General features: G+C 65.6%; 20 protein-coding genes, 1 tRNA gene and 1 pseudogene. 6 read left to right on the top strand and 16 right to left on the bottom strand.

Annotation, left to right across the window (positions count from 1 at the left end; all coding sequences use genetic code 11):
- Positions 1–8 precede the first annotated feature (8 nt).
- Complete coding sequence (locus tag Q0Q02_RS06195) at positions 9–1,763, top strand: thiamine pyrophosphate-binding protein (protein WP_293807783.1); 1,755 nt, start codon at positions 9–11, stop codon at positions 1,761–1,763.
- A gap of 242 nt (positions 1,764–2,005) precedes the next feature.
- Here the strand turns inward: Q0Q02_RS06195 and Q0Q02_RS06190 are convergent, their stop codons facing one another.
- From Q0Q02_RS06190 to Q0Q02_RS06185, 3 genes are all read right to left on the bottom strand, one after another.
- On the bottom strand, positions 2,006–4,015 hold the full coding sequence (locus tag Q0Q02_RS06190) for a methyl-accepting chemotaxis protein (protein ID WP_293807781.1): 2,010 nt from the start codon (positions 4,013–4,015) through the stop codon (positions 2,006–2,008).
- Between the two features lie 244 nt (positions 4,016–4,259).
- Complete coding sequence (locus tag Q0Q02_RS23795; RefSeq protein ID WP_367275022.1) at positions 4,260–4,448, bottom strand: DUF6538 domain-containing protein; 189 nt, start codon at positions 4,446–4,448, stop codon at positions 4,260–4,262.
- Between the two features lie 99 nt (positions 4,449–4,547).
- Positions 4,548–4,637: transfer RNA gene (locus Q0Q02_RS06185), tRNA-Ser, on the bottom strand.
- Between the two features lie 293 nt (positions 4,638–4,930).
- Here Q0Q02_RS06185 and rplU point away from each other — a divergent pair.
- The 3 genes from rplU to Q0Q02_RS06170 all read left to right on the top strand — a co-directional run bounded on the left by rplU (position 4,931) and on the right by Q0Q02_RS06170 (position 6,686).
- The gene (gene rplU / locus Q0Q02_RS06180) at positions 4,931–5,401 is read left to right on the top strand and encodes a 50S ribosomal protein L21 (protein WP_293807779.1); all 471 of its coding nucleotides are present in this window, start codon (positions 4,931–4,933) and stop codon (positions 5,399–5,401) included.
- A gap of 170 nt (positions 5,402–5,571) precedes the next feature.
- Entirely contained in the window at positions 5,572–5,838 is a 267-nt protein-coding gene (gene rpmA, locus Q0Q02_RS06175; RefSeq protein WP_199085184.1) for a 50S ribosomal protein L27, read from the top strand.
- A gap of 155 nt (positions 5,839–5,993) precedes the next feature.
- The gene (locus Q0Q02_RS06170) at positions 5,994–6,686 is read left to right on the top strand and encodes a GNAT family N-acetyltransferase (RefSeq protein WP_293807777.1); all 693 of its coding nucleotides are present in this window, start codon (positions 5,994–5,996) and stop codon (positions 6,684–6,686) included.
- A 129-nt stretch (positions 6,687–6,815) separates the two neighbouring features.
- Here the strand turns inward: Q0Q02_RS06170 and Q0Q02_RS06165 are convergent, their stop codons facing one another.
- The 9 genes and pseudogenes from Q0Q02_RS06165 to Q0Q02_RS06130 form a co-directional block, all read right to left on the bottom strand.
- The gene (locus Q0Q02_RS06165) at positions 6,816–7,103 is read right to left on the bottom strand and encodes a GIY-YIG nuclease family protein (RefSeq protein ID WP_293807776.1); all 288 of its coding nucleotides are present in this window, start codon (positions 7,101–7,103) and stop codon (positions 6,816–6,818) included.
- A 156-nt stretch (positions 7,104–7,259) separates the two neighbouring features.
- The gene (denD, locus tag Q0Q02_RS06160) at positions 7,260–8,243 is read right to left on the bottom strand and encodes a D-erythronate dehydrogenase (RefSeq protein ID WP_293807775.1); all 984 of its coding nucleotides are present in this window, start codon (positions 8,241–8,243) and stop codon (positions 7,260–7,262) included.
- 34 nt (positions 8,244–8,277) lie between these two features.
- Positions 8,278–9,264, bottom strand: a complete 987-nt coding sequence (gene denD, locus Q0Q02_RS06155; RefSeq protein WP_293807773.1) for a D-erythronate dehydrogenase — start codon at positions 9,262–9,264, stop codon at positions 8,278–8,280.
- A gap of 98 nt (positions 9,265–9,362) precedes the next feature.
- Positions 9,363–10,109 (bottom strand): SDR family oxidoreductase, encoded by a 747-nt coding sequence (locus Q0Q02_RS06150; RefSeq protein ID WP_293807771.1) that lies wholly within the window; start codon positions 10,107–10,109, stop codon positions 9,363–9,365.
- 15 nt (positions 10,110–10,124) lie between these two features.
- Complete coding sequence (locus Q0Q02_RS23790) at positions 10,125–10,484, bottom strand: GNAT family N-acetyltransferase (RefSeq protein ID WP_367275021.1); 360 nt, start codon at positions 10,482–10,484, stop codon at positions 10,125–10,127.
- 144 nt (positions 10,485–10,628) lie between these two features.
- Positions 10,629–11,261, bottom strand: a pseudogene (locus Q0Q02_RS23785) (GNAT family N-acetyltransferase); the annotation flags it as partial.
- Entirely contained in the window at positions 11,258–11,584 is a 327-nt protein-coding gene (locus Q0Q02_RS06140) for a hypothetical protein (protein WP_293807768.1), read from the bottom strand. The pseudogene Q0Q02_RS23785 and the gene Q0Q02_RS06140, both read right to left, overlap by 4 nt.
- Complete coding sequence (locus Q0Q02_RS06135; protein WP_293807766.1) at positions 11,581–12,420, bottom strand: isocitrate lyase/phosphoenolpyruvate mutase family protein; 840 nt, start codon at positions 12,418–12,420, stop codon at positions 11,581–11,583. The genes Q0Q02_RS06140 and Q0Q02_RS06135 overlap by 4 nt, the downstream gene beginning before the upstream one ends.
- Positions 12,421–12,774: 354 nt before the next feature.
- Positions 12,775–14,595 carry an IlvD/Edd family dehydratase gene (locus tag Q0Q02_RS06130; RefSeq protein WP_293807764.1) on the bottom strand — a complete coding sequence of 607 codons (1,821 nt, stop codon included), beginning with the start codon at positions 14,593–14,595 and terminating at the stop codon, positions 12,775–12,777.
- 451 nt (positions 14,596–15,046) lie between these two features.
- Here Q0Q02_RS06130 and Q0Q02_RS06125 point away from each other — a divergent pair, with 451 nt between their 5' ends.
- The gene (locus tag Q0Q02_RS06125) at positions 15,047–16,231 is read left to right on the top strand and encodes a pyridoxal phosphate-dependent aminotransferase (RefSeq protein WP_293807762.1); all 1,185 of its coding nucleotides are present in this window, start codon (positions 15,047–15,049) and stop codon (positions 16,229–16,231) included.
- Positions 16,232–16,368: 137 nt separating this feature from the next.
- Here Q0Q02_RS06125 and Q0Q02_RS06120 read toward each other — a convergent pair whose 3' ends face one another.
- Positions 16,369–17,178 (bottom strand): DUF3108 domain-containing protein, encoded by an 810-nt coding sequence (locus tag Q0Q02_RS06120; protein WP_293807760.1) that lies wholly within the window; start codon positions 17,176–17,178, stop codon positions 16,369–16,371.
- Positions 17,179–17,466: 288 nt separating this feature from the next.
- On the opposite strand from Q0Q02_RS06120, the gene rpmB reads away from it, so the two are divergent.
- A complete protein-coding gene (gene rpmB / locus Q0Q02_RS06115; protein WP_293807759.1) occupies positions 17,467–17,754 on the top strand; it encodes a 50S ribosomal protein L28 in 288 nt (95 codons plus the stop codon).
- A 184-nt stretch (positions 17,755–17,938) separates the two neighbouring features.
- On the opposite strand, the gene Q0Q02_RS06110 is transcribed toward rpmB, so the two are convergent.
- From Q0Q02_RS06110 to Q0Q02_RS06100, 3 genes are read right to left on the bottom strand one after another with little or no spacing between them, the layout of a single operon-like run.
- Complete coding sequence (locus Q0Q02_RS06110; protein ID WP_293807757.1) at positions 17,939–18,937, bottom strand: esterase-like activity of phytase family protein; 999 nt, start codon at positions 18,935–18,937, stop codon at positions 17,939–17,941.
- Positions 18,937–20,829: a cobaltochelatase subunit CobT gene (gene cobT, locus Q0Q02_RS06105; RefSeq protein ID WP_293807756.1), complete on the bottom strand. Its 1,893-nt coding sequence runs from the start codon at positions 20,827–20,829 to the stop codon at positions 18,937–18,939. Before cobT ends, Q0Q02_RS06110 begins: the two co-directional genes overlap by 1 nt.
- Entirely contained in the window at positions 20,826–21,242 is a 417-nt protein-coding gene (locus tag Q0Q02_RS06100; RefSeq protein ID WP_293807754.1) for a GNAT family N-acetyltransferase, read from the bottom strand. Before Q0Q02_RS06100 ends, cobT begins: the two co-directional genes overlap by 4 nt.
- Positions 21,243–21,249: the final 7 nt, after the last annotated feature.

Here is a 21,249-nt window from a genome sequence, read left to right as displayed (position 1 = left end):
ACGAGACAATGCGTGGTGCAGATATCCTGGTCGAGATGCTGATCGGCTACGGCGTCGAGGTGGTGTTCGGCGTTCCCGGCGATACGAACGTGCCGTTCTATGAGGCCCTGCAACTGCGGGAAGGCCGCATTCGCCACGTCATGGCGCGCGACGAGCGCTCTGCCGGCTACATGGCCGATGCCTATGGCCGTTTCACCAGGAAGCCCGGCGTCTTCGAATGCCCGTCGGGCGCGGGCGCGATGTATTCGCTGCCGCCCGTCGCCGAGTCCAACGGCTCTTCTGTTCCCGTCATCCTGTTGACGATCGACATCCCCCTGCCCGGCGAAGGACGTGGGGTGCTGACCGAGCTCGATTGCGCGCGCCTCTTCGAGCCTGTCACCAAGATGTCGGTACAGGTGAAATCCGCCGAGAAGCTACCGGAGATCATCCGCCGCGCTTTCCGCGTCGCCTGCTCCGGCAAGCCGGGCGCAGTCCATCTGCAGATTCCGGAGGATATGTTGCTGGCCGGGGTCGATCCGGACCGGATCTCCCTCCATGTTGAGAGCGAATGCATCGAATTCCCCGCCTATCCGACGCTGCCGCCCCCGGAGAAGCTCGACACGATCATCGCCTTGCTGACCGCGAGCAAGCGCCCGCTGATCGTCTCCGGCGGCGGCGTCAATCGCTCCTGTGCAGGCCCGCAGGTGACGGAGCTGGCGGAGCGGCTGAACATACCGGTCTGCACGACGATGACCGGGCAGGGCACGATGCCGGACGACCACCGCCTTGCGGTCGGCGTCATCGGCGATAACGGCTTCCACCCACATGCCAACTGGGCGCTGGAAAATGCGGATTTCGTGCTTTTCATCGGCTCCCGCATGGGCTCGGTCGTGACGATCGGCTGGACCTTCCCGAAGATCACGCTGAACAGGCGCGTCGCCCAGATCGACATCGACCCGGAGATCATGGCGAACAACTACGAGAATGTCGTCTCGGTCCAGGGCGATGCCGGCCTCGTTCTGGAGCGCCTGATCGATCTGGTTCCCGTCGAGGTCGACGCTGGCAGAACGCAGGAATGGGTCGACGAGCTCAACGAGCTGCGAGCAAATTTCTGGGCGAACGCCGAAGTCCTGTTGAGCTCGGAAGCGACGCCGCTCCGTCCGGAGCGCGCCGTTCGCTGCTTCAACGAGGCGCTGGAACGCTATGGCAAGCCGGCTTTCATCTATTCGGATGCGGGCACTCCGACACCGCATATGACGCGTTTCCTCAAGCTCAGGGATCGCAGGACCCGCTTCGCGATCCCGCGCGCGTTCGGCGGCCTCGGTTCGGCGCTGCCCGCCACGGTCGGCGCCTGGTTCGCTGACAAGGAACGCCGGCCGATCGGCATGTTCGGAGATGGCTCCTTCGGGATGTCGGTCGGCGAACTTGAGACGCTCGTCCGCCTGCAGGTGCCCGCCATCCTCCTGCTGTTCAACAACGGCACCTTCGGCTGGATCAAGGGGCTTCACCGACTGAAGGGCCACAACCAGTGCTTCGGTGTCGATTTCACGCCGCCGCGTGGCCAGGCGATCGCCGAGGCTTTCGACGTGAAGGCCTGGACGGCGACGAATTCCGAGGAGCTCGATGCCGCGTTGGCAAGCGCTTTTGCCCATTCCGAAGGGCCGTGCCTGATCGACATCCATGTCGAGTCGATCGCTGACCGGGTGCCGCCGGTCTATTCCTGGTTGAACAAGCGCGGCCGCGATCCGCTCAGCATCGTTGCGGAGGATGTGCGCTATTTCTAGCGGGGCCGCGGCGCTGGTCAGGCTGTCGACATGTCTGACCAGCGTCGGTCAAAATCGCACCTTTCGTTCTTAAAATCGCCTTTAGAAAATGAAGCTGCGGCGCGACGGCGAGGTGTCAGCACTCCGCACTCGCGGATGTCCGCTTTCGAGGGTAGCGGGACTTGGTGGCCTGCCCGAAGGTGGACCTCGTCAGGACACGTCAGCGCGCCACGCTTTGCATTCTTCCGTCGACATCGCAGTCGCTACGGCGCGGCTCGTTTCGGGTCCAGAATCAGATCATCGGAAAGCGCCACAGAGGAGGCCGATCGCTCTCGGCCTGGGTCCGGCGAAGCCGCGTCGAGTGTCCCAAAGAACTCGCTGACTTGACTTCTGATCCGCCGTGCTTCGCCGTCGAGGTCGCGAGCCAGCGCCATCACTTCGGTCGCACTGGTGTTGGACAAGTCGGCCGCCTGGCGCACGGCCCTGGCGCTGGATAGAACACCTTTCGCATCGTCTGCCGCCGCCCGGATGGTAAGCGCGATCTGGGTGGTCGAGCGGCTCTGCTTGGCTATCTCGTCGGAGACGCCCTGACCGCTCGTCTGCGCGCCCAGCATCCGAGCCCGGATGCTCTGGAGTGCCTCGATGCAGTGTTGACTCGCCAACTGGATCGCCTCGATCTGGCGGCTGATCTCGTTGGTCGCGCCGCTCGTCTGGGCGGACAGGGACTTGACCTCGGAGGCGACGACCGAAAACCCGCGACCAGCCTGCCCGGCGCGGGCCGCCTCGATTGTGGCGTTGAGAGCCAACAGATTGGTTTGGCTGGCGATTTCGCTGATCAGCGTGGAGACGTTGTCGATCTGGTTCGTCGCATCCGCCAGTTGCGCGATGGCGAGGTCGGTCCGGTCGGCTTCGGCGATTACGTCGGCGGCGGTGCTGACCGAGGCCACCACTCGCGCCGCGATCTCGCGCCCCGTGCTGGAAATGCTCTCGGCGTCGGCAGCTACGCTGGCGACATGGTCGGCGGCGCGGCTGGAGGCCACCTCGGCCCGCTCGCTACCTTGGCGCGCATGCCCCGCCGCCGCCATCATGCTCTCCGATAGGCTCGCCACACTTTCGATCATCCGGCCGAGCCGGTCGAGCGAACTGCGCAATTGGGCGTCGAAGGCTGTTACGCGGGATTTCATGGCGGCGTCGCGCCGCAGCAAGGCCTCGCGCGCGTCGCGGAGCTGCAGCTTCTGCATATGTTCGGAGGCCGTCTTTTCGGAAGCAGCAAGTTCGGTAAGCGTGACGCCGTGCTGCCGCAGCAGCTTGGCGATCCAGATGGTCAGAAGGCTGATCATAAGGACGAAGAAGGCGACGACCCCGCCGAGGATCAGCGCCCGTTTTTTCCAGTACCGAAAGACCAACTCTCCAGGCATCGCGACGCTGATCTGGAGCGGGTAATCGCGAACAGCCTGGGCTAAGATCAACCCCTTGTCGCTGTCTTGAGGGCCGGCAATGTTGGTCCCAACGAACATGGTGCCGATGGTTTCGGCCGCCTGGGGCAGGTCGCGGAACAGGGCGGAATGGCCGGCATGCGAGCGCGCGACAGCGTCGTCAGCGTTCGGCAGGCTGGCAAGCAACACACCATCGCGGCGAAAGAGCGCGACCTGGACGAGCGCATCAGCCCGTGCCTTGTCGTAGAAGGCGTTCAGAAAACCAGTCTCGATTTCGACCATGGCGAGGCCGACCACGGCTCCGCTCCTGTTCTTGATCTTGCGGGACAAGGCCATCGTCCGCCCTGTCGCGCTTTGGCGGGGGACGGGCGCGGCCAGATGCAGCGTCAACGCAGGATCGGCCATATGGGCCAGGAAGGATTCCTTGTCCTTCAGGCTGACCGCGGGCCGGGGAAAGGACCGTGTCGAGCTGACGACTTCGCCGTGGATGTCGACGATCGTCACTGCGGTGATCTGCGGGATGGCGCGAGTGCGCTCAATCAAGGCATCGAAATGCTGGCGCGTGCCGAACTTCGCGCGAAGATCGTCGGGCGAGACGATATCGGTTCCGCTGCCGGCTTCGGACGAACTGCGTAACACCAGATCTGCGGTCGCGAGCGTATGGTGGGTTTGTTCAGTGAGCAGCGCCGCGAGAGTGCTGAGTTGCTGCCGCGATACATCGGTTGCAGTCTGGCGCCCCTGCCAGAGCGCCAAACCAGCAGTCCCGGCAATGATGGCGGCGGCGGCCAAGCCGCTCCATGCCATCAAGCGAGCGCGCTTGCCGATGGTTTCGCGCATGTCGGGTGCCAGGAGCTGAACAGCCGGCCTCGCGGTATCCGTCTTCACTGGCGCAAACTTTTGTCCAACCGAGTGGGCGCGATGGCTGTCAGCTGAATGTGGCAGAGAATGGTAACCCTCGCGTTAAGGCTTTTGCACCTTTAGAGCGTATTCCTCTCATCGCGACGCAAGGCCAGCCGGTGGTCGTATTCGGGCTGCGCGAGTTCATGAGCCTCCCGCTCGGTAAGCGCCGAAGGCCCCTTCTTCAGGTTCGCCTAGCGCTTCTCGATCTCTGCGAGCAGCTCCAGGTGCTTGATCTTCGCTTCCGCCGGATCGCGCGCGTGCCGAGGCTCTGCTTCTCCTCAAGCTTGCCGACGAGCTTCCGGAGATCGTCGGGGACGCGCTTGCGGAGCCAATAGGTGCCGGTCTTCGGATGCTTCCAGGGGCACGACATTGCGAGAGCCATTATGTACCACCCGTATGTACCACTCGGGCGGCTGCAAGCTCTTGATTTTCCCAGTCTCTCTGGAAAATCAACCCCTTGGCGGGATGATGGCGGACAGGGAGGGATTTGAACCCCCGATACCCTTGCAGGTATGCCGCATTTCGAGTGCGGTGCATTCAACCACTCTGCCACCTGTCCGCGGTCGCCTTCGGTCGAAGCGAGGCGGTTACTACACAAACCGCGCCCAGGGGGCAAGCCTCCCGAACAGGAGAATTCCACTCTTCACAGCCGCTTTCGCTTGACCTCCCCCGGCCTTGCGACTATCGAGCACCGTCCGGCGTGGGGAAACCCGCGCCCGATCTCTTTTGGCATGTGCGCTGCGTCGCATGCCGGCAAGAGCAAGCCAGACCACGCAATCGACTGCCAAAAAGCCGTCCCACGGGCCTCCATCCGGAAGCCGCGACAGGACGGGGCCGAACATGGAGGACAAAATGTTCGCAGTCATCAAGACCGGCGGGAAGCAGTTCCGCGTCACCGCCAACGACAAGATCACCGCTGCCAAGATCGAAGGCAACGCCGGCGACACCGTCGCGTTCGACTCGGTGCTGATGCTCACCGAAGGCGAGAAGACCACACTCGACGCCAAGACCCTCTCCGAGATCACCGTCGTCGGTGAGATCGTCGAGCAGGCTCGCGGCGAGAAGGTCATCGCCTTCAAGAAGCGCCGCCGCCAGAACTCCAAGCGCAAGCGCGGCTTCCGCGCCGAGCTGACCGTCATCCGCATCACCGACATCCTCACCGGCGGCAAGAAGCCGGAGATGAAGAAGGCCGATGCCGCTGCCCCGGCCGCCGCGAAGGCCAAGGCTGCCAAGGCCGAGGCTGGCGAGACCGAGGCGCCGAAGAAGGCCGCGGCCAAGAAGGCCCCTGCCAAGAAGGCCAAGGACGAGGCGTCCGAGGCCTGAGACCGGGTTTCCCGGCGCAGATAATCTACGCCGGATCACCATCGCCGAGACTGATCGTCCCGGTCTGTCGCTCCTGACAGAATGGTGCTCCGGCATTTCGTATCCGAGACGGGTGGCTTTCGCCGCCGATTCGGGTTAGAGAGACACGACAAGTTTTGAGGTAGGGCGTTATGGCTCACAAAAAGGCAGGCGGCTCGTCGCGTAACGGCCGTGATTCTGAAAGCAAGCGCCTCGGCGTGAAGAAGTTCGGCGACCAGGCGGTCGTTTCCGGCAACATCATTATTCGTCAGCGCGGCACCAAGTGGCATGCCGGCGCCAATGTCGGCATGGGCAAAGACCATACCCTCTTTGCGACGACGAATGGCCGAGTCCGATTCACGACGAAACTCGGCCGAGCTTTCGTCAACGTAGTCCCGGCCCAAGAGGCCGCAGAGTAAAAGGCGGATAGGGAAATCTCTCGATCCGCCGGTTCCATCGAACCGAACGGATCAAGGGGTAAAAGGCCCGAAACGGGTCTCCCGAAGGTCAGCGAAGGGGAGATGGGACCAAAATCCCAGCTCCCTTTTTTCGTTTGCGCCGACGGAGAGACGATATGTTCCCCGAACTGACCCGCGACGATGTCTTCCGGCTCGAGACCCGCCGTCTCTGGCTGCGTTGGCCCCGCATGGCTGATGCCAATGCCACCCTGCGCCTTGCCGGTGAAAAGGCGGTGGCGGAGATGACGGCATCGATTCCCCATCCCTACCCGTCCCAGGCGGTCGAGCCCTTCATCTTCGCGATGCGCAAGGGCAATGCGCTGGGCGAGCATCTCGCGCTGGCCATCACCCCGCGTTCGAAGCCGAACGAGCTGATCGGCATGATCAGCGCGCACAAGCAGGCGACGGGCGTGCCTTTCATCGGCTACTGGCTCGGCACCCCGCATTGGGGCAAGGGCTATGCGACCGAGGCGGTGCAGGGCCTGATCGACAGCCTGTTCTCGCTGATCGACCTACCCGCGATCGAGGCCGACACCCGCGTCATCAACCCGGCCTCGCGGCGGGTGCTGGAGAAGTCCGGCTTCCGATCCGAGGGCTCGTTCCTGAAGTCGCTGCCGGCGCGCGGCGGGCTGTTCCCCTGTGAGCAGTTCCGGCTCGACCGCTCGACCTGGGCGGCTCTGAAGAGCTGGAGCGCCAGCGGTTGGACTCATGCGCCCGAGCAGGAGTCCGACGAGGAGCCGGCGCGCACGCCGACGCTCGGCATGCCTCCGCGCCGCCAGCAGGAACAGGCCGAGCCCTGTTCGGCTTGAGGAGCGAGTCAGCCAAGGAGACAGCCTCCGCGCCGTCATTGCGAGGAGCGAAGCGACGAAGCAATCCAGGGGCGGCAGAGTTCCACGTCCCTCTGGATTGCTTCGCTGCGCTCGCGATGACGGAAAGGGTCAGGCGAGATCTTCGTAGAGGTCTTGCCATAGTGGATTGAGAGTCTCGATCAGCGCGAGTTTCTTCGCTCGCGAGCCCGCTTTGATCTGCTTTTCGCGCGCGATCGCTTCTTCCATGCGCTCGTGATGCTCGAACCAGACGAGCAGCTTGCAGCCATAGCGTTGCGTGAATCCCGGAGTCATCCCGACTCGATGCTGCCATGCGCGTTCGCCGAGATGGCTAGTGACGCCGACATAGAGCGTCCCATTGCGCCCGCTCGCCATGATGTAAACGGATGGCTCACGCATCGTCCTGCCCCCGCAGGCAAGATAGCGAAGCCTGCCCTGCCCGTCATTGCGAGCGCAGCGAAGCAATCCGGGGAGACTGGGTTGAACCGTTCAGCCCTGCCGCCCCTGGATTGCTTCGTCGCTTCGCTCCTCGCAATGACGGTCGAGGTTCGAGCCTTACTTCACGAAGGTCCCGTGCAGTTCGTCCTCGATATGGACGCGGATGATCTCCTCGAAGCTCGACTCCGCCTTGAAGCCGAGCGCCAGCGCCCGCTGCGGATTGAAGTTGCGCGGCCAGCCGGCGACGATCCCGTCGATCACCGGGTCGGTCTCGCGGCGGATGCGCTTCACGACGTTCTCGCCGGCGACCTTGCGCAGCGCCTCGATCTGCTCGGCGACGGTGCAGGAATAGCCCGGCATGGTCAGCGCCCGGCGCGGGCCGATCGCGGCCGTATCCATCGTCGCGGCATGGATCAGGAAGCCAACGGCCGAGCGCGGCGAGGCATGCCAGTGGCGCACCTGATCGGAGACCGGCAGCACCGCCTCCTCACCGTTCAGCGGCTCGCGGATGATGTTGGAGAAAAAGCCCGAAGCAGCCTTGTTCGGCTTGCCCGGCCGCACGCAGATCGTCGGCAGGCGGATGCCGACGCCATCGAAGAAGCCGCGCCGCGAATAATCGCTCAGCAGGAGCTCGCCGATCGCCTTCTGCGTGCCGTAGCTGGTCAAGGGCGTGGTGAAGAACTCGTCCTCGATCTTGTCGTGGAACGGCGCGCCGAACACCGCAATGGAGGAGGTGAAGACGACGCGCGGCTTGTAGCCGCTGCCGACCCGGCGGATCGCCTCGAACAGATAGCGCGTACCGTCGAGATTGATGCGATAGCCCTTGTCGAAATCGGCCTCGGCCTCGCCCGAGACGATCGCCGCAAGGTGGACGATGAGCTCGGGCCGCGTCGCGATCAGCTTTTCGGCCTCGCCCGGGAGCGACAGGTCGGAGATCACCGCCTCGAAATCGAAGGGCGCGGCCGGCGGCGGCGAAGCGACGACGACGTCCTGCGCCGTCACGCGGGTCACCGGCTTGCCGCCGAGTTGGCCGTCGCGCGCCAGGCGCTCGATGAACTTGCGCCCGACCATGCCGGCGCCGCCGAGAACGAGAATATGCATCGGTTCTGTCCTGAAGGTTCGCTTTTAAGTTTCGTCAGTTCGGAAGGTGGCCGCCGAGATCGTCGGCAATATGGACACGGATGATCTCGTCGAAATCGCGTTCGGCCGTGAAGCCCAGCGCCAGGGCGCGCTTCGCGTCGAAACGGGTCGGCCAGCCCGCGACGATCGCCGCGGAAGCGGGATCGGGCGCCCGCCGGATCAGCTTCACCGCCTTGACGCCCGCGATGCGCCGGAGCGCCTCGATCTGCTCGCCGACAGTGACGCAGACGCCGGGCATGGTCAGGTTGACGCGCGGGCCAAGCTGCTCGCGCGAGAGACCAGCGGCATGGATGAGGAAGCCGACAGCCGAGCGCGGGCTCGCATGGGTGAAGAGCACCTCATCGCTGACCGGCAGCAGCGCCTCCAGGCCTTGCAGCGGCTCGCGAATGATGCCGGAGAAGAAGCCGCCGGCCGAAGCGTTGGGCTTGCCCGGCCTGACCACGATCGAGGGGAAGCGGATGCCGACGCCCTCGACGAAGCCGCGCCGCGAATAGTCGGCCAGCAGCAATTCGCCGATCGCCTTCTGCGTGCCGTAGCTCGTCAAAGGCGTGACATGGAATTCGTCGGAGATCGAGGCTGGGAACGGCGCGCCGAAGATGCCGCTGGAGCTGGTGAAGACGAGCTTCGGCACATAATCCGCGCCGCCTTCGTGCCGGATCGCCTCCAGCAGGTTCAGCATGCCGTCGAGATTGACGCGGTAGCCCTTGTCGAAATCGCGCTCGGCCTCGCCGGAGATGATCGCGGCCAGGTGGAAGATCAGGTCTGGTCGCAACGCCGCGAGCTGCTTGGCGACGGCGGCATCACCGGCATCCTCGACGCGGATCGTCGCACGATCCGCAAGCTCCGGCGGAAGCGAAGCGCGCACGACATCGGTCAGCGTCAGCCTGTCGATCGCCTTGCCGGCGCATTGGCCCTCGCGGGCCAGACGCTCCGCCAACCTGCGGCCGACCATGCCGGCCGCACCCGTGATCAGGACATGCATGAGATCTCCCTGTCCGGTTCGTGTCTCGGGTCGCTCTTGCCGGCAACCGCGTCAGGAGAATGGAGGGCGATGGGCGCCCTCCACCCCGAAGTCAGGCTTCAGAGGGCGAAGCCGCCATCCGCCAGATGGATCTGGCCGGTGGTGTAGCTCGACTCGTCCGCCGCGAGATAAACCGCGAGCGCCGCGATCTCCTCGGCCGTGCCGAGCCGGCCCATCGGCTGCCGATCGATAAAGGCCTGCCTTGCGGCGGCCTCGGTCGTCTTGGTCGCCTGGGCGAGGTCCTTGATGCGCTGGTCGAGCGAGGGCGACTGGATCGTGCCGGGGCAGATCGCGTTCGCGCGCACGCCCTTCTTGATGTAGTCGGCCGCGACCGCCTTGGTCAGGCCGATCACCGCCGCCTTGGTCGCGCCATAGGCATAGCGGTTCGGGATGCCGCGCACCGAGCCCGCGCCGGACGCAATATTGACGATCGAACCCGCGCCCTTCGCCAGCATGGCGGGCAGGAAGGCCTGGATCGTGCGGTGCATCGACTTGACGTTGAGGTCGAAGGAGAAGTCCCAGGCCTTGTCGTCGGTGTCGAGCACCGTACCGTGATGGACGAAACCGGCGGCGTTCACGAGGATGTCGACGGGACCAACCTTCTCGGCGAAGGCATTGACCGCCTTGGACGAGAGCACGTCGAGCTTGCGCTTCTTCGCCTTCGGAATGCCTTCCAGCAGCGCGACATCCTTGTCGGTTGCCCAGACGGTGGCGCCTTCCGCGACGAAGGCCTCGGCGATGGCCCGGCCGATCCCCTGCCCCGCGGCGGTGACGACCGCGACCTTGCCCTTCAAACGTCCTGCCATGCTCGTTTCCTTTTATCAGCCGGCTTTTGCAAAGGTCTTGCGCATATGGGTCAGCCGGCGGTCGGCCATGTCCTCATGATGCGTGATGGCGTAACCCAACCGCTCGTACCAGCCGATGCGCTGGGTCAGCTTGGCGTTGGTGTAGAGATGCACTGAAGCATAGCCGAGCGCCCGCGCCCGCTCATCGGCGAAGCCCATCAGGGCCGAGCCGAGTCTGCGGCCCGCGGCTTCCGGCGCGACAGCCACGCTCCAGATCGTGAAGTCCTCGGGTTCGATATCGAGCACCAGCGCGGCTTCCAGCTCACCGCCCGCGCCTTCCGCGAGCCAGACCTCGTGCTCCGCGACGACCTGCGTGTAATCGGCGATGCGCGGCAATGAGGGTACGCCGATGATGCTCTCGTTCGGCGTATAGGCAGCGTTCTTGAGGGCGAGGATCGCTGGAATATCGGCCAGACCTGCCCGTCGCAGCGGAGCGGCGCCCGCCTGCCCCGCGATCTGGTTGAAGGCGCCGAGCGCGAGCTTCTGCTGCCCTTGCGCGTCGAAATTGGACGGCGCCAGCCAGCGCCGGAAGGCCTGAGCCCGCACCGGCCATTCGCCGTCGAGGATCGAGAACCAGGCGGTATCGCGATTGGCGCCCTTCACCACCATGTGCTGGCGGAACAGGCCCTCGAACTGGAAGCCGAAGCGCAAGGCGGCGCGCTTGGACGGCTCGTTCAGGTTGTTGCACTTCCACTCGTAGCGGCGATAGCCCAGCGAGAAGCCGTAATCGCCGACGAGATAGATCGTCTCAGTCGCCGCCCGCGTCCGCTGCAGCGCCGGGGAATAGGTGATCCAGCCGACCTCGAAAACGCCATGTTCGGGCCGGATCTCCATGATCCAGAGATGGCCCTTGGCCTTGCCGTCGGCCTTGTCGACCACGGCGAGCGGCACGATGCCGGCCTTGGCGACCATGCTCTCGAGCAGGGTGCGATAGGTTTCCTTATCTTTCGGCGGGGCAGCCGGCAGCCAGTCCCAGACGCTGTCCCGCGCGACATCGGTGGCCCAGATATCGTCGATATGCTTATCAACGTCGAGCGGCTCCAGCCGGCAATACTGGCCTTCCAGGACCTTGGCCAGCGGGAACGGCGGCGCTTTCCAGGCGAGAAGCGTCATGATGCCGCCTTTCCTTTCCAGCCCGTGAGATCGTGCCGGACCTCCCAGCCCGCACCGAGCTCGCCGGCAATGGCATGGACCAACGCCACACCTTCCGACTCCCAGGCCAGGCGCTCGACGACGTCGCCGAAATCGGAAGCCGATGGCTCGCTCTCGTCATAGATCGCGTCGAAGGCATCCATCCAGGCTTCGAGCCGGTCCGCCAGTTCCTCGGACAGGCCGACATCCTCGGCATCCACAGCCTTGCGCTTGCCCTTGGCATCGATCTGCCAGAGGCCGCTGAGGCCGAGCCATTCCGGCGCGAGCAGGAGTGTGCCGCTCATGAGCGCTCCGCGAGGTCTTTGGTGAAGAACGGGTTCAGCGGCGCGGAGGGGCCGTTGCCGGCAAAGCCCTTGAAGCTGCCCTCCTCCGCGATCAGGCGTGTCGCTTCGATGAAGGCGGCCCAGGCCGCCCGCGCCAGCGCCCCGCCGATCGAGATGCGCCGCGTGCCGGCAACCGCGACATCCGCGACCGACAGCCCGAAATCGCCATAGATCAATGTGTTCACCGGCTTGCCGCCGGCCGCAGCGACGATCGTCGCGATATCGGCGGAGGTCTTGGGGCCGGGTGCATAGAGCACATCGGCACCGGCCGCCGCATAGGCCTCGATCCGCCGCACCGATTCCTTCAGCGCCTCGGGATGCCCGGTCAGGAAGCACTCGGCGCGCGCCGTCAGCACGACACCCGAGCCGGTCTCGTCGATCGCCTTGCGGGCCGCCTTGATCCGCTCGACCGCAAGCTCGAACGGATAAAGCGGCTCGTCCTGGCGTCCGGTCGCATCCTCGATCGAGAGGCCGGCGACACCGGTCGCGACGCAGAGCTTCACATTGGCGGCGACACCGTCAGGCGTATCGGCATAGCCGTTCTCGAAATCGGCGTTGATCGGCAAGTCCGGGACCGCCTTCACGATCTCGGCGATATGGCTAAGCATCATATCGCGCGGCACGTCCTGGTCGGCGCGCCCCTGCGTGAAGGCATAGCCCGCGCTCGTCGTCGCCAGCGCCTTGAAGCCCTGCCCGCGCAGCCAGCGGGCCGAGCCGAAATCCCAGGGATTGGGCATCACGAAGCAGCCGGCCTCGTGGAGCTTGCGAAAGGCTTCGACCTGCGGGCTCTGTGCCATGATTTAAATCGTTTCAAATGGAAGCGGAACGAAGAGCTGCCATAGTGTCGAGGGTCGTATCGTTTGTCAGCCCCGTTGAACGCGCGTCGCGCAGCGAACGCCGTTGCGCAGGCGGAATGGCGTGGGGAGCAGCGCGGGCGGAAACGTAGGCGGAAGAGCGCCAGTGCCGCGTGTCATCCCGCACGCGCCGCGGCACGAAGTGCCGCTGCGCAGATGCGGGTTCGTACGACGAGAAGGCGCCCTTGCCGCGCTCGAAAAGGCGCCTTTTCTGGGTGACGGTCCCGTGTCTGCGCCGCGGCATTGCATGCCGCAGCGCGCACGGGATGACACCCTGCCTATACCCAGAGCACCCGCTCAGTGGTTGTCGCGCGGGATACCGAACTTCTTGTGGATCTTCTGGTACTTGACCGCCGGCTTGAGGACCATGCCCTCGGAGAGTTCGTCGACGATCTTGCGCTGGATCTCCTGCCAGGGCGTCTGGCTCTTCGGATACTTGTAGCCGCCCGAAGCCTTGAACGCCGCCTTGCGCTCGGCCAGCTCCTCATCCGAAATCAGGATGTTGGCGGTGCGCTTCTTCAGGTCGATGCGGACCTTGTCGCCCATCTTGAGCAGCGCGAGCCCGCCGCCGGTCGCCGCTTCCGGCGAGGCATTGAGGATCGAGGGCGAGCCCGAGGTGCCGGACTGGCGCCCGTCGCCGACGCAGGCGAGCGCGGTGACGCCCTTCTTGATGAGGTAATCCGGCGGCCGCATGTTCACGACCTCGGCTGCGCCCGGATACCCGATCGGGCCGACGCCGCGGATGAACAGGATGCAGTGCTCGTCGATGGCGAGCGCCGGATCGTCGATGCGGTGGTGGTAATCCTCCGGCCCGTCGAAGACGATGGCGCGCCCCTCGAAGGCCATCGGGTCCTTCGGGTTCTCCAGATAGCGCTTGCGGAATTCCGGCGTGATCACGCTGGTCTTCATGATCGCGGAATCGAACAGGTTGCCGGAGAGGTTGAGGAAGCCCGACTGGGCCTTCATCGGCTGGTCGTAGCTCTTGATCACCTCGCGGGCGATCGAGAAGGCGCCCTTGCAGTTCTCTTCGAGCGTCTTGCCGTTGGCGGTGATCGCGGGCTTGAGCTTGCCCTTCTCGATCAGCTCCGCGATCACGGCAGGCAGGCCGCCGGCGCGGTAATAATCCTCGCCGAGATATTCGCCGGCCGGCTGCAGGTTCACCAACAGCGGGATCTCGTAGCCGATCTTGGTCCAGTCCTCGTTGTCGAGCTTGACGCCGATATGCTTGGCGATGGCGTTGACATGGACGGGCGCATTGGTCGAGCCGCCGATCGCCGAATTGATGACGATGGTGTTCTCGAACGCCTCGCGCGTCAGGATCTTCGAGGGGATCAGGTTCTCCCAGACCATCTCGACGATGCGCTTGCCAGTGAGATAGGCCATCTCGTAGCGGTCTCGATAAGGCGCGGGGATCGCGGCGGCGCCGGGCAGCGTCATGCCCATGGCTTCCGCCAGCGAGTTCATCGTCGAGGCCGTGCCCATCGTGTTGCAGTGGCCGGCGGACGGCGCCGACGAGGCGACCAGATCGACGAAGCCCTTATAATCGATCTCGCCGGCCGCCATCATCTGGCGCGCCTTCCAGACAATCGTGCCGGAGCCGGTGCGCTCGCCGCGGAAGGAGCCGTTCAGCATCGGCCCGCCCGGCAGCGCGATCGCCGGGATATCGACCGTCGCGGCCGCCATGATCTGGGCCGGCGTGGTCTTGTCGCAGCCGGTGGTCAGCACGACGCCGTCGAGCGGATAGCCGTAGAGGATCTCGACCAGCGAGAGATATTGCAGATTGCGGTCGAGCGCCGCGGTCGGCCGTTTGCAGGTTTCCTGGATCGGATGGATCGGGAATTCGAAAGGCACGCCGCCCATCTCGCGGATGCCGTCGCGGACGCGCGATGCCAGCTCGATATGGTGGCGGTTGCAGGGCGCGATATCGGAGCCCGTCTGGGCGATGCCGATGATCGGCCGGCCCGACTGCAGCTCTTCCCGCGACAGGCCGAAATTCATCGTGCGCTCGATATAGAGCGCGGTCATGTCCGCATTGTCGGGATTGTCGAACCACGCCTTCGAGCGCAGCTGCTCGGGCTTGATGCGCCGAACGGGCTTCTTGCCGGGTGCCTTGGCCATCTCGTTTCCTCTCGTTCGGCGCGGCGCTGGCGGCCGCTTGCCGATCTCTCATTCAAACGATTTGAGACTAGCCATCATGCCCATCGCCTGCGGCTCGGCAAGGCCCAATCTGACTGATAGTCATACTATTTAATCATGCTGTATGCAGCATGCAACAATCCTACGATGCGTCGCCCGCGCTTGCCAGCCATGCCGGTTTGGCGCCAAGACAGGCATCTGAAGATTTCGACACCGATGATGCCGCAGCCATCTGCGCCGTCATTCCGGGGCGCCGCGCAGCGGCGAGCCCGGAACCCAGAACCGATGCGGTTTCTCGCAAGCCGCGGACCGAACGGACGCGCGTCGTAACGCACCGTCTCGGTTCTGGTTTCCGGGCTCAGGCCTTCGGCCTGCCCCGGAATGACGGTGAGGTTCCAGCGGGATCCGAGAACTGCCGCCGAGGAAACGCGCCATGACCCTTCACGTCGTCCCCTCCTTCTCCCGCATCGGCGAGGAGAACGCCTTCGCCGTGCTGGCCCGCGCCACCGAATTGCAGCGCCAGGGCAAGGACATCATCAATCTCGGCATCGGCCAGCCGGACTTTTCGACGCCGGACCATATCGTCGAAGCGGCGGTGAAGGCGCTACGCGACGGCCATCACGGCTACACCCCGGCCAACGGTATACTGCCCCTGCGCGAGGCGGTCGCCGCCGACCTGCACAAGCGCTTCGATGTCGAAGTCTCGCCCGAGAGCGTGATGATCGTGCCCGGCGGCAAGGTCACCATGTTCATGGCGATCCTGATGTTCGGTGAGCCCGGCGCCGAGATCCTCTATCCGGACCCCGGCTTCCCGATCTACCGCTCGATGATCGAATACACCGGCGCGACGCCGATCCCGGTGCCGATCCGCGAGGAGAACGGCTTCGCTTTCTCGGCCGAGGAGACGCTGGCGCTGATCACGCCGAAAACCCGGCTGCTGATCATCAACTCGCCGGCGAACCCGACCGGCGGCGTCACGCCCAAGGCCGAGATCGACAAGCTCGTCGCCGGGCTCGCCAAGTTCCCAGATGTCGCGGTGATGTCGGACGAGATCTACGACCAGATGGTCTATGACGGCGAGAAGCATGTCTGCCTTCTCAGCTATCCGGAAATCCGCGACCGGCTGATCCTGCTCAACGGCTGGTCGAAGACCTACGCCATGACCGGCTGGCGGCTCGGCTACTCGGTCTGGCCGAAGCCCTTGCTCGACAATGCCCGCAAGCTCGCGGTGAACTCGCATTCCTGCGTCAACGCCCCCGCGCAATGGGCGGGGCTGGCGGCTCTCACCGGCCCGCAGGACGCGGTGCACATGATGCTGGCGGAATTCGACCGGCGCCGGAAAGCGGTGGTCAAGGGCCTGAACGGCCTGCCCGGCGTCTCCTGCATCGAGCCCAAGGGCGCCTTCTACGCCTTCCCGAACGTCTCGCAGACCGGCTGGAAGGCGAAGAAGCTGGCCTCGGCCCTGCTGGAGGAAACCGGCGTCGCCACCATCGGCGGCCCCGATTTCGGCGTCCATGGCGAAGGCTATATCCGCCTCTCCTATGCCAACTCGCTGGAGAACATCGAGAGGGCGCTGGAGCGGATGAAGACCTTCCTCAGCACGGCGAAGGCGGCCTGAGAAGCTAAGCGCCGCGTCATGGCCCGCTCAGCGCGTCATTCTCGGGCGAAGCGAAGCGCAGGCCCGAGAATCTCATGACCAGAAAGCACTGGTTTTCGAGATGCTCGGGTCAAGCCCGAGCATGACCGCCAGGGCGGTCAATTCCGCGCGCTGGCGGTCACGCCGGGATCGACCTTGAAGCTCGACGCTTCGATCACGGCCGTGCCGATCATCGTCTTCACGGAGATGCGCACCGGCACCATCACATCGGTGCCCGCGATCGGCGCGAGCCAGGTCGTGATGTCCCGGTTCTCCGCCATGAACTTGGTGCTGGGCCGGAGCGCGCGGTGGCCGGCGATCGGCACGAAGCGCGCCTGGCAGATCGAGACCGGGCCGCTGTAGCCTTCGAGCTTCACGTTGCGGGTGCCGGCGCTCGACAGCTTGATGTCGTAGCGCGCCGCGCCGTCGAAGATCGGCAGCGTGCGGTTGCAGGCGCCGTCCTTGCCCTTGCCGTTGACCGGCATCAGGAAGGCGCTGAGCGGGTCGAGGATATTGCGCTTGTGCCCCTCGTTGAGCGGCACGCGATCCGGCTTCTCGTCGATCGGCGGCTCGATATCGATGCCGGCGACGGCGCCTTCGGCCAGCGCCATCCGCACCGTCCGGCTCTCGCTGGAATTGGCCGAGCTGACCGCAAAGGTCTTCGGCGCGAGCCTGCCACCGACGAGCGTGCCCGTCGCCGCGCCCGAGCCGCGCCCGCCCGTGACGCCACCGGCTATCCCTGTGAGCTTCGCCGACATGTCGAGCTTGTAGCCGGAATTGTCGATGCCGCCGCTGAGGCTCGCCGTGCCCAGGGTGATTCCCAGGAGCGAAACATCATAGCGCGCGTCGAGCGAGGCCGCGTTGACCCCAGCGCCCAGACAGGCGGCGAGGACGAGGCCCGCGAGGGACGATGCGACGGCGGACTTCATCCATTGTCTCCGGGACGGCGCGATCCTGCGCTGAATGCACTCTGAATCGGCCCGAATCGTGACCGCCTTCCCCGCGCAGCGAAGCGACGGCCGGTTGAAGCATCGGACCGCGATCTTTACACCCCGTTAACGCTGAAGGGGATGTGAACGGCTTGCCGGAGTTTTCCTTGACGCAGGCCGCGCCCTTGGCTATGGAACCCCGACTTCAAATTGACTTCCGGTGCTCGCCGGCACGTCGCGTGTCGGTTTTTTTGTTTGAGCGCCCCCGGGAACGTAAGGAACGATATCATGGCCCGCCGTTGCGAACTGACCGGGAAAGCCACCCTCACCGGCCACCTCGTCAGCCACTCGAACCGCAAGACGAAGACCGTCTTCCGTCCGAACCTCGTGAACGTCACGCTGCAGTCGGACGCGCTCGGCCGTTCGGTGCGCCTGCGCGTTTCGGCCAACGCCCTGCGTTCGGTCGAGCATCGCGGCGGCCTCGACGCCTTCCTGCTCAAGGCTGCGGCCGGCGACCTCTCGACCGGCGCGGCTTCGCTGAAGCGCGACCTCGAGAAGAAGCTCGCCGCCAACTGAGCGGTTAGCCTCTCCGGGTTTGAAGGAAGCGGCCGCAAGGCCGCTTTTTTCGTTTGGGCTTGGCACACGCTCCGCCGTCATTGCGAGCGAAGCGAAGCAATCCAGGGGACTGGGTCGAACCGTTCAACCCAGTCCCCCGGATTGCTTCGTCGCTCCGCTCCTCGCAATGACGGAGGGGCATCCTCTACGGAAGCAGCTCGAATTCCAGCAGGACCGTGCGCTGGAGGAACGAGAAATTGTCGTCCGAGATCAGGGTGAGGATCGTACGCCCCTGCTCCTGATGGACCGACAACCCCTCCATGTTATCGATCTCGAAGCCGAGATCGGCCTCGATCAGGCGCTGTCCATCCACCAGCGCGCCCGGCCGGATGTCGCGGCCAACGATTCGCCTGATCCGCATACCGACGCCCCGCAGCGGCTGATACCAACGCTCCAGCACCAGCAGGTCGCCGGAGGGCAGGAAGGCGAGATCGGTGATGTCGTAGCCGTCATGCCTGGTAACCTTGAACAGGCCGGGCTGGGGACCGCCGAGAATGGCGCCGAGCGTCGGCTCGTTCTCCTTGCCGGAACGTTCCGCAATCGCGACCAGCGCCCCCTTCAACGGCCCCGCAGGGATCACGCCGAGCGCCTCCAGCCCGCGATTGCGCGGCAGGCGCTTGATCTCGGGCGGCACCGGCACGGGCCGCGCACGCGCCTCGACGCCGTCGCGCGCCCAGTCGAAGCGGGCGATCTCGTGCTTCCGCTCGATCCCGACGAACGCCGTGCCATCATGGATGCAGAGGCTTTCCGTGTCGTAGAGCCCCGAGCGCACAAGCGGCCGGCCGGAGCCGCCGAGAATCGCCGCCATCTCGACCTCGTCGAGCCCGCTCAGCTTGCCGTTGCTGGAAGCGACCTTCGCGGTCAGCCAGTAGCCACGATCCGTCACCGCGACGAGATCGCGCCCGCCATTCAGGCGCGCGAGGCCCGAAAAGCCGCCGAAGCGCGGATGGCCGGACGAGAGCACGAGCCCACTGCGGAACTGCAGCGCGCCGAAGCGGCGCTGCTCCGGCCGGCGCGGCTCGAAGGCAGAGAGCGGCCGTGCCGAAATCCCGACGGGGAAGCGGGTCTGCTCCGCCGCACGCGCCGCACCGGGCAGCACGAGCGCGCCGAGCCCTGCCAGCGCGGCGCGGCGCGTGAGACGCATCAGTGCCCGCGGCGCTTGGAACCGGAGCCCGCGGGCCCGTCCTCTTCGAAGAGCTCGGCGAGCTTCTCGGTCATCACCCCGCCCAGTTCCTCCGCGTCGACGATCGTCACGGCGCGGCGATAGTAGCGTGTCACGTCATGGCCGATGCCGATGGCGATGAGCTCGACCGGCGAGCGCGTCTCAATCTCGGCAATGATATGGCGCAGATGCCGCTCGAGATAGTTGCCGGCATTGACCGAGAGGGTGGAATCGTCGACCGGCGCGCCGTCCGAGATCACCATCAGGATCTTGCGCTGCTCGGGCCGGCCGAGAATGCGCTTATGCGCCCAATCCAGCGCCTCGCCGTCGATATTCTCCTTGAGCAGCCCCTCGCGCATCATCAGGCCGAGATTCTTGCGCGCGCGCCGCCAGGGCGCGTCCGCCGCCTTGTAGATGATGTGGCGGAGGTCGTTGAGGCGGCCGGGATTGGCCGGCTTGCCCGATTGCAGCCAGGCCTCGCGTGACAGGCCGCCCTTCCAGGCGCGCGTCGTGAAGCCGAGCAATTCGACCTTGACGCCGCAACGCTCCAGCGTCCGGGCGAGAATGTCGGCGCAGGTCGCCGCGACCGTGATCGGCCGGCCACGCATCGAGCCGGAATTGTCGATCAGCAGGGTGACAACCGTGTCGCGGAAATTCGTGTCCGATTCCTGCCGGAAGGAGAGCGGCTGGAACGGATCGAGGATGATGCGCGGCAGGCGGGCCGGGTCGAGCGCGCCTTCCTCCAGGTCGAACTCCCAGGTACGGTTCTGCTGCGCCATCAGGCGGCGCTGCAAGCGGTTGGCGAGGCGCGCGACCACGCCCTGGAGATGGGCGAGCTGCTTGTCGAGATAGGCGCGCAGGCGCGTCAATTCCTCGGCGTCGCAGAGCTCCTCGGCCGTGACGACCTCGTCGAACTTCTGGGTATAGGCCTTGTAGTCAGTCTGCGGCCGCTCGTTGCCGCGGCTCTCGCGCGGACGCGGCGCCTCGCCGGCCTCCTCGGATTCGGAGTTCTCGTCCTCCTCGTCCCAGTCGCCGGCCGGCGCGTCGGTCGCCTCGGAGGCACCCTCCTGCAATTCCTCGGTCGCATCCTCGCTGACTTCGACCTCGGAGCGGTCGGCGCCGCTCTCCTGCTCGGATTCGCCTTCCTGCTGCTGCTGGTCCTCGGAAGACTGGTCCTGGTTGTCCTCGTCCTCCTCGGATTCGTCGCCCTGCGCGGTCTGCTCTGCCATGTCGAGCGCGGCCAGCATGTCGCGCACCGTGCGGGCAAAGCCGCGCTGGTCCTCGATCGTCTTCGTCAGCCGATCGAGTTCCGAGCCGGCCTTGGCCTCGATCTGCTCTCGCCAGAGCTCGACGACCTTCTCGGCCGCCTTCGGCGGCTTCAGGCCCGTCAGCCGCTCGCGCACCATCAGGGCGAGTGCATCCTCCAGCGGCGCGTCGGCCCGGTCGGTGATCTCCTCGTAGCGCCCGCCGCGATGATAGCGGTCCTCCAGCATGGCGGTGATGTTGCCGGCCATGCCCGACATCCGCCGCGAGCCGATCGATTCGACACGGGCCTGCTCGACAGCGTCGAACACGGCACGGGCCGCATCGCCTTCCGGTGCGGTGCGGCGGTGGATCGCGGCGTCATGGCAGGCGAGCCGGAGCGCCATCGAATCGGCATGGCCGCGCAGGATCGCGACATCGCCGGGGCTGAGCTTGCGCGGCGGCTCGGGCAGACGCGCCCGCTCGCCCACGAGCGAGGGCTTGTCGGCGGCGAAGACGATTTCCATCTCCGGCTTGCGTGCGATCGCCTTCATCGCGCCCGAGATCGCCCGCTTCAGCGGCTCGGCCGGGGCTTCCTTCGGCGTTCCTGGCTTCCGGTTCGAGATACTCATAGCGCCTTCGTGAAATGATGGAGCGTTTGACCGGCCACCGGATAGTCCTCCATCCGGCCGCACTCGCGATAACCGAGCCGGGGATAGAACCCCGGCGCCTGGATGCTCATCGTCGAGAGATAGACGCCGCGCGCGCCGTAATCCCTCGCCTGCTGCTCGGCCTCAGCCATGATGGCCGCGCCCTGCCCTGTGCCCCGCTGGCTTTCATCGATCCAGAACAGATCGACATGTAGCCATTCCCATTTCAGCTCGCCGACCAGCCCGCCGAGGATCGTGCCATCCGCAGCGCGCAGGCTGATCGTCAGCGGCGTGCCGTTGCGGGGGCCGACCCGGACCTGGTTATGGGCGCTCAGGCCACGCAGCACGGCGGCACGCGTCTCGTCCTGCTCGGGCTCGACCGTGATCGCGACCACAACCCCT

This window comes from uncultured Allobosea sp., from assembly GCF_945956895.1.
Taxonomy (GTDB): domain Bacteria; phylum Pseudomonadota; class Alphaproteobacteria; order Rhizobiales; family Beijerinckiaceae; genus Allobosea.
This window is presented reverse-complemented; position numbering and strand designations above follow the sequence as displayed.

Bases quoted from the DNA above. Each gene is read 5' to 3' on its own strand.
- Q0Q02_RS06195 (WP_293807783.1), top strand. From the start codon at position 9: ATGCGTGGTGCAGATATCCTGGTCGAGATGCTGATCGGCTACGGCGTC.
- Q0Q02_RS06190 (WP_293807781.1), bottom strand. From the start codon at position 4,015: ATGCGCGAAACCATCGGCAAGCGCGCTCGCTTGATGGCATGGAGCGGC.
- Q0Q02_RS23795 (WP_367275022.1), bottom strand. From the start codon at position 4,448: ATGTCGTGCCCCTGGAAGCATCCGAAGACCGGCACCTATTGGCTCCGC.
- rplU (WP_293807779.1), top strand. From the start codon at position 4,931: ATGTTCGCAGTCATCAAGACCGGCGGGAAGCAGTTCCGCGTCACCGCC.
- rpmA (WP_199085184.1), top strand. From the start codon at position 5,572: ATGGCTCACAAAAAGGCAGGCGGCTCGTCGCGTAACGGCCGTGATTCT.
- Q0Q02_RS06170 (WP_293807777.1), top strand. From the start codon at position 5,994: ATGTTCCCCGAACTGACCCGCGACGATGTCTTCCGGCTCGAGACCCGC.
- Q0Q02_RS06165 (WP_293807776.1), bottom strand. From the start codon at position 7,103: ATGCGTGAGCCATCCGTTTACATCATGGCGAGCGGGCGCAATGGGACG.
- denD (WP_293807775.1), bottom strand. From the start codon at position 8,243: ATGCATATTCTCGTTCTCGGCGGCGCCGGCATGGTCGGGCGCAAGTTC.
- denD (WP_293807773.1), bottom strand. From the start codon at position 9,264: ATGCATGTCCTGATCACGGGTGCGGCCGGCATGGTCGGCCGCAGGTTG.
- Q0Q02_RS06150 (WP_293807771.1), bottom strand. From the start codon at position 10,109: ATGGCAGGACGTTTGAAGGGCAAGGTCGCGGTCGTCACCGCCGCGGGG.
- Q0Q02_RS06140 (WP_293807768.1), bottom strand. From the start codon at position 11,584: ATGAGCGGCACACTCCTGCTCGCGCCGGAATGGCTCGGCCTCAGCGGC.
- Q0Q02_RS06135 (WP_293807766.1), bottom strand. From the start codon at position 12,420: ATGGCACAGAGCCCGCAGGTCGAAGCCTTTCGCAAGCTCCACGAGGCC.
- Q0Q02_RS06130 (WP_293807764.1), bottom strand. From the start codon at position 14,595: ATGGCCAAGGCACCCGGCAAGAAGCCCGTTCGGCGCATCAAGCCCGAG.
- Q0Q02_RS06125 (WP_293807762.1), top strand. From the start codon at position 15,047: ATGACCCTTCACGTCGTCCCCTCCTTCTCCCGCATCGGCGAGGAGAAC.
- Q0Q02_RS06120 (WP_293807760.1), bottom strand. From the start codon at position 17,178: ATGAAGTCCGCCGTCGCATCGTCCCTCGCGGGCCTCGTCCTCGCCGCC.
- rpmB (WP_293807759.1), top strand. From the start codon at position 17,467: ATGGCCCGCCGTTGCGAACTGACCGGGAAAGCCACCCTCACCGGCCAC.
- Q0Q02_RS06110 (WP_293807757.1), bottom strand. From the start codon at position 18,937: ATGCGTCTCACGCGCCGCGCCGCGCTGGCAGGGCTCGGCGCGCTCGTG.
- cobT (WP_293807756.1), bottom strand. From the start codon at position 20,829: ATGAGTATCTCGAACCGGAAGCCAGGAACGCCGAAGGAAGCCCCGGCC.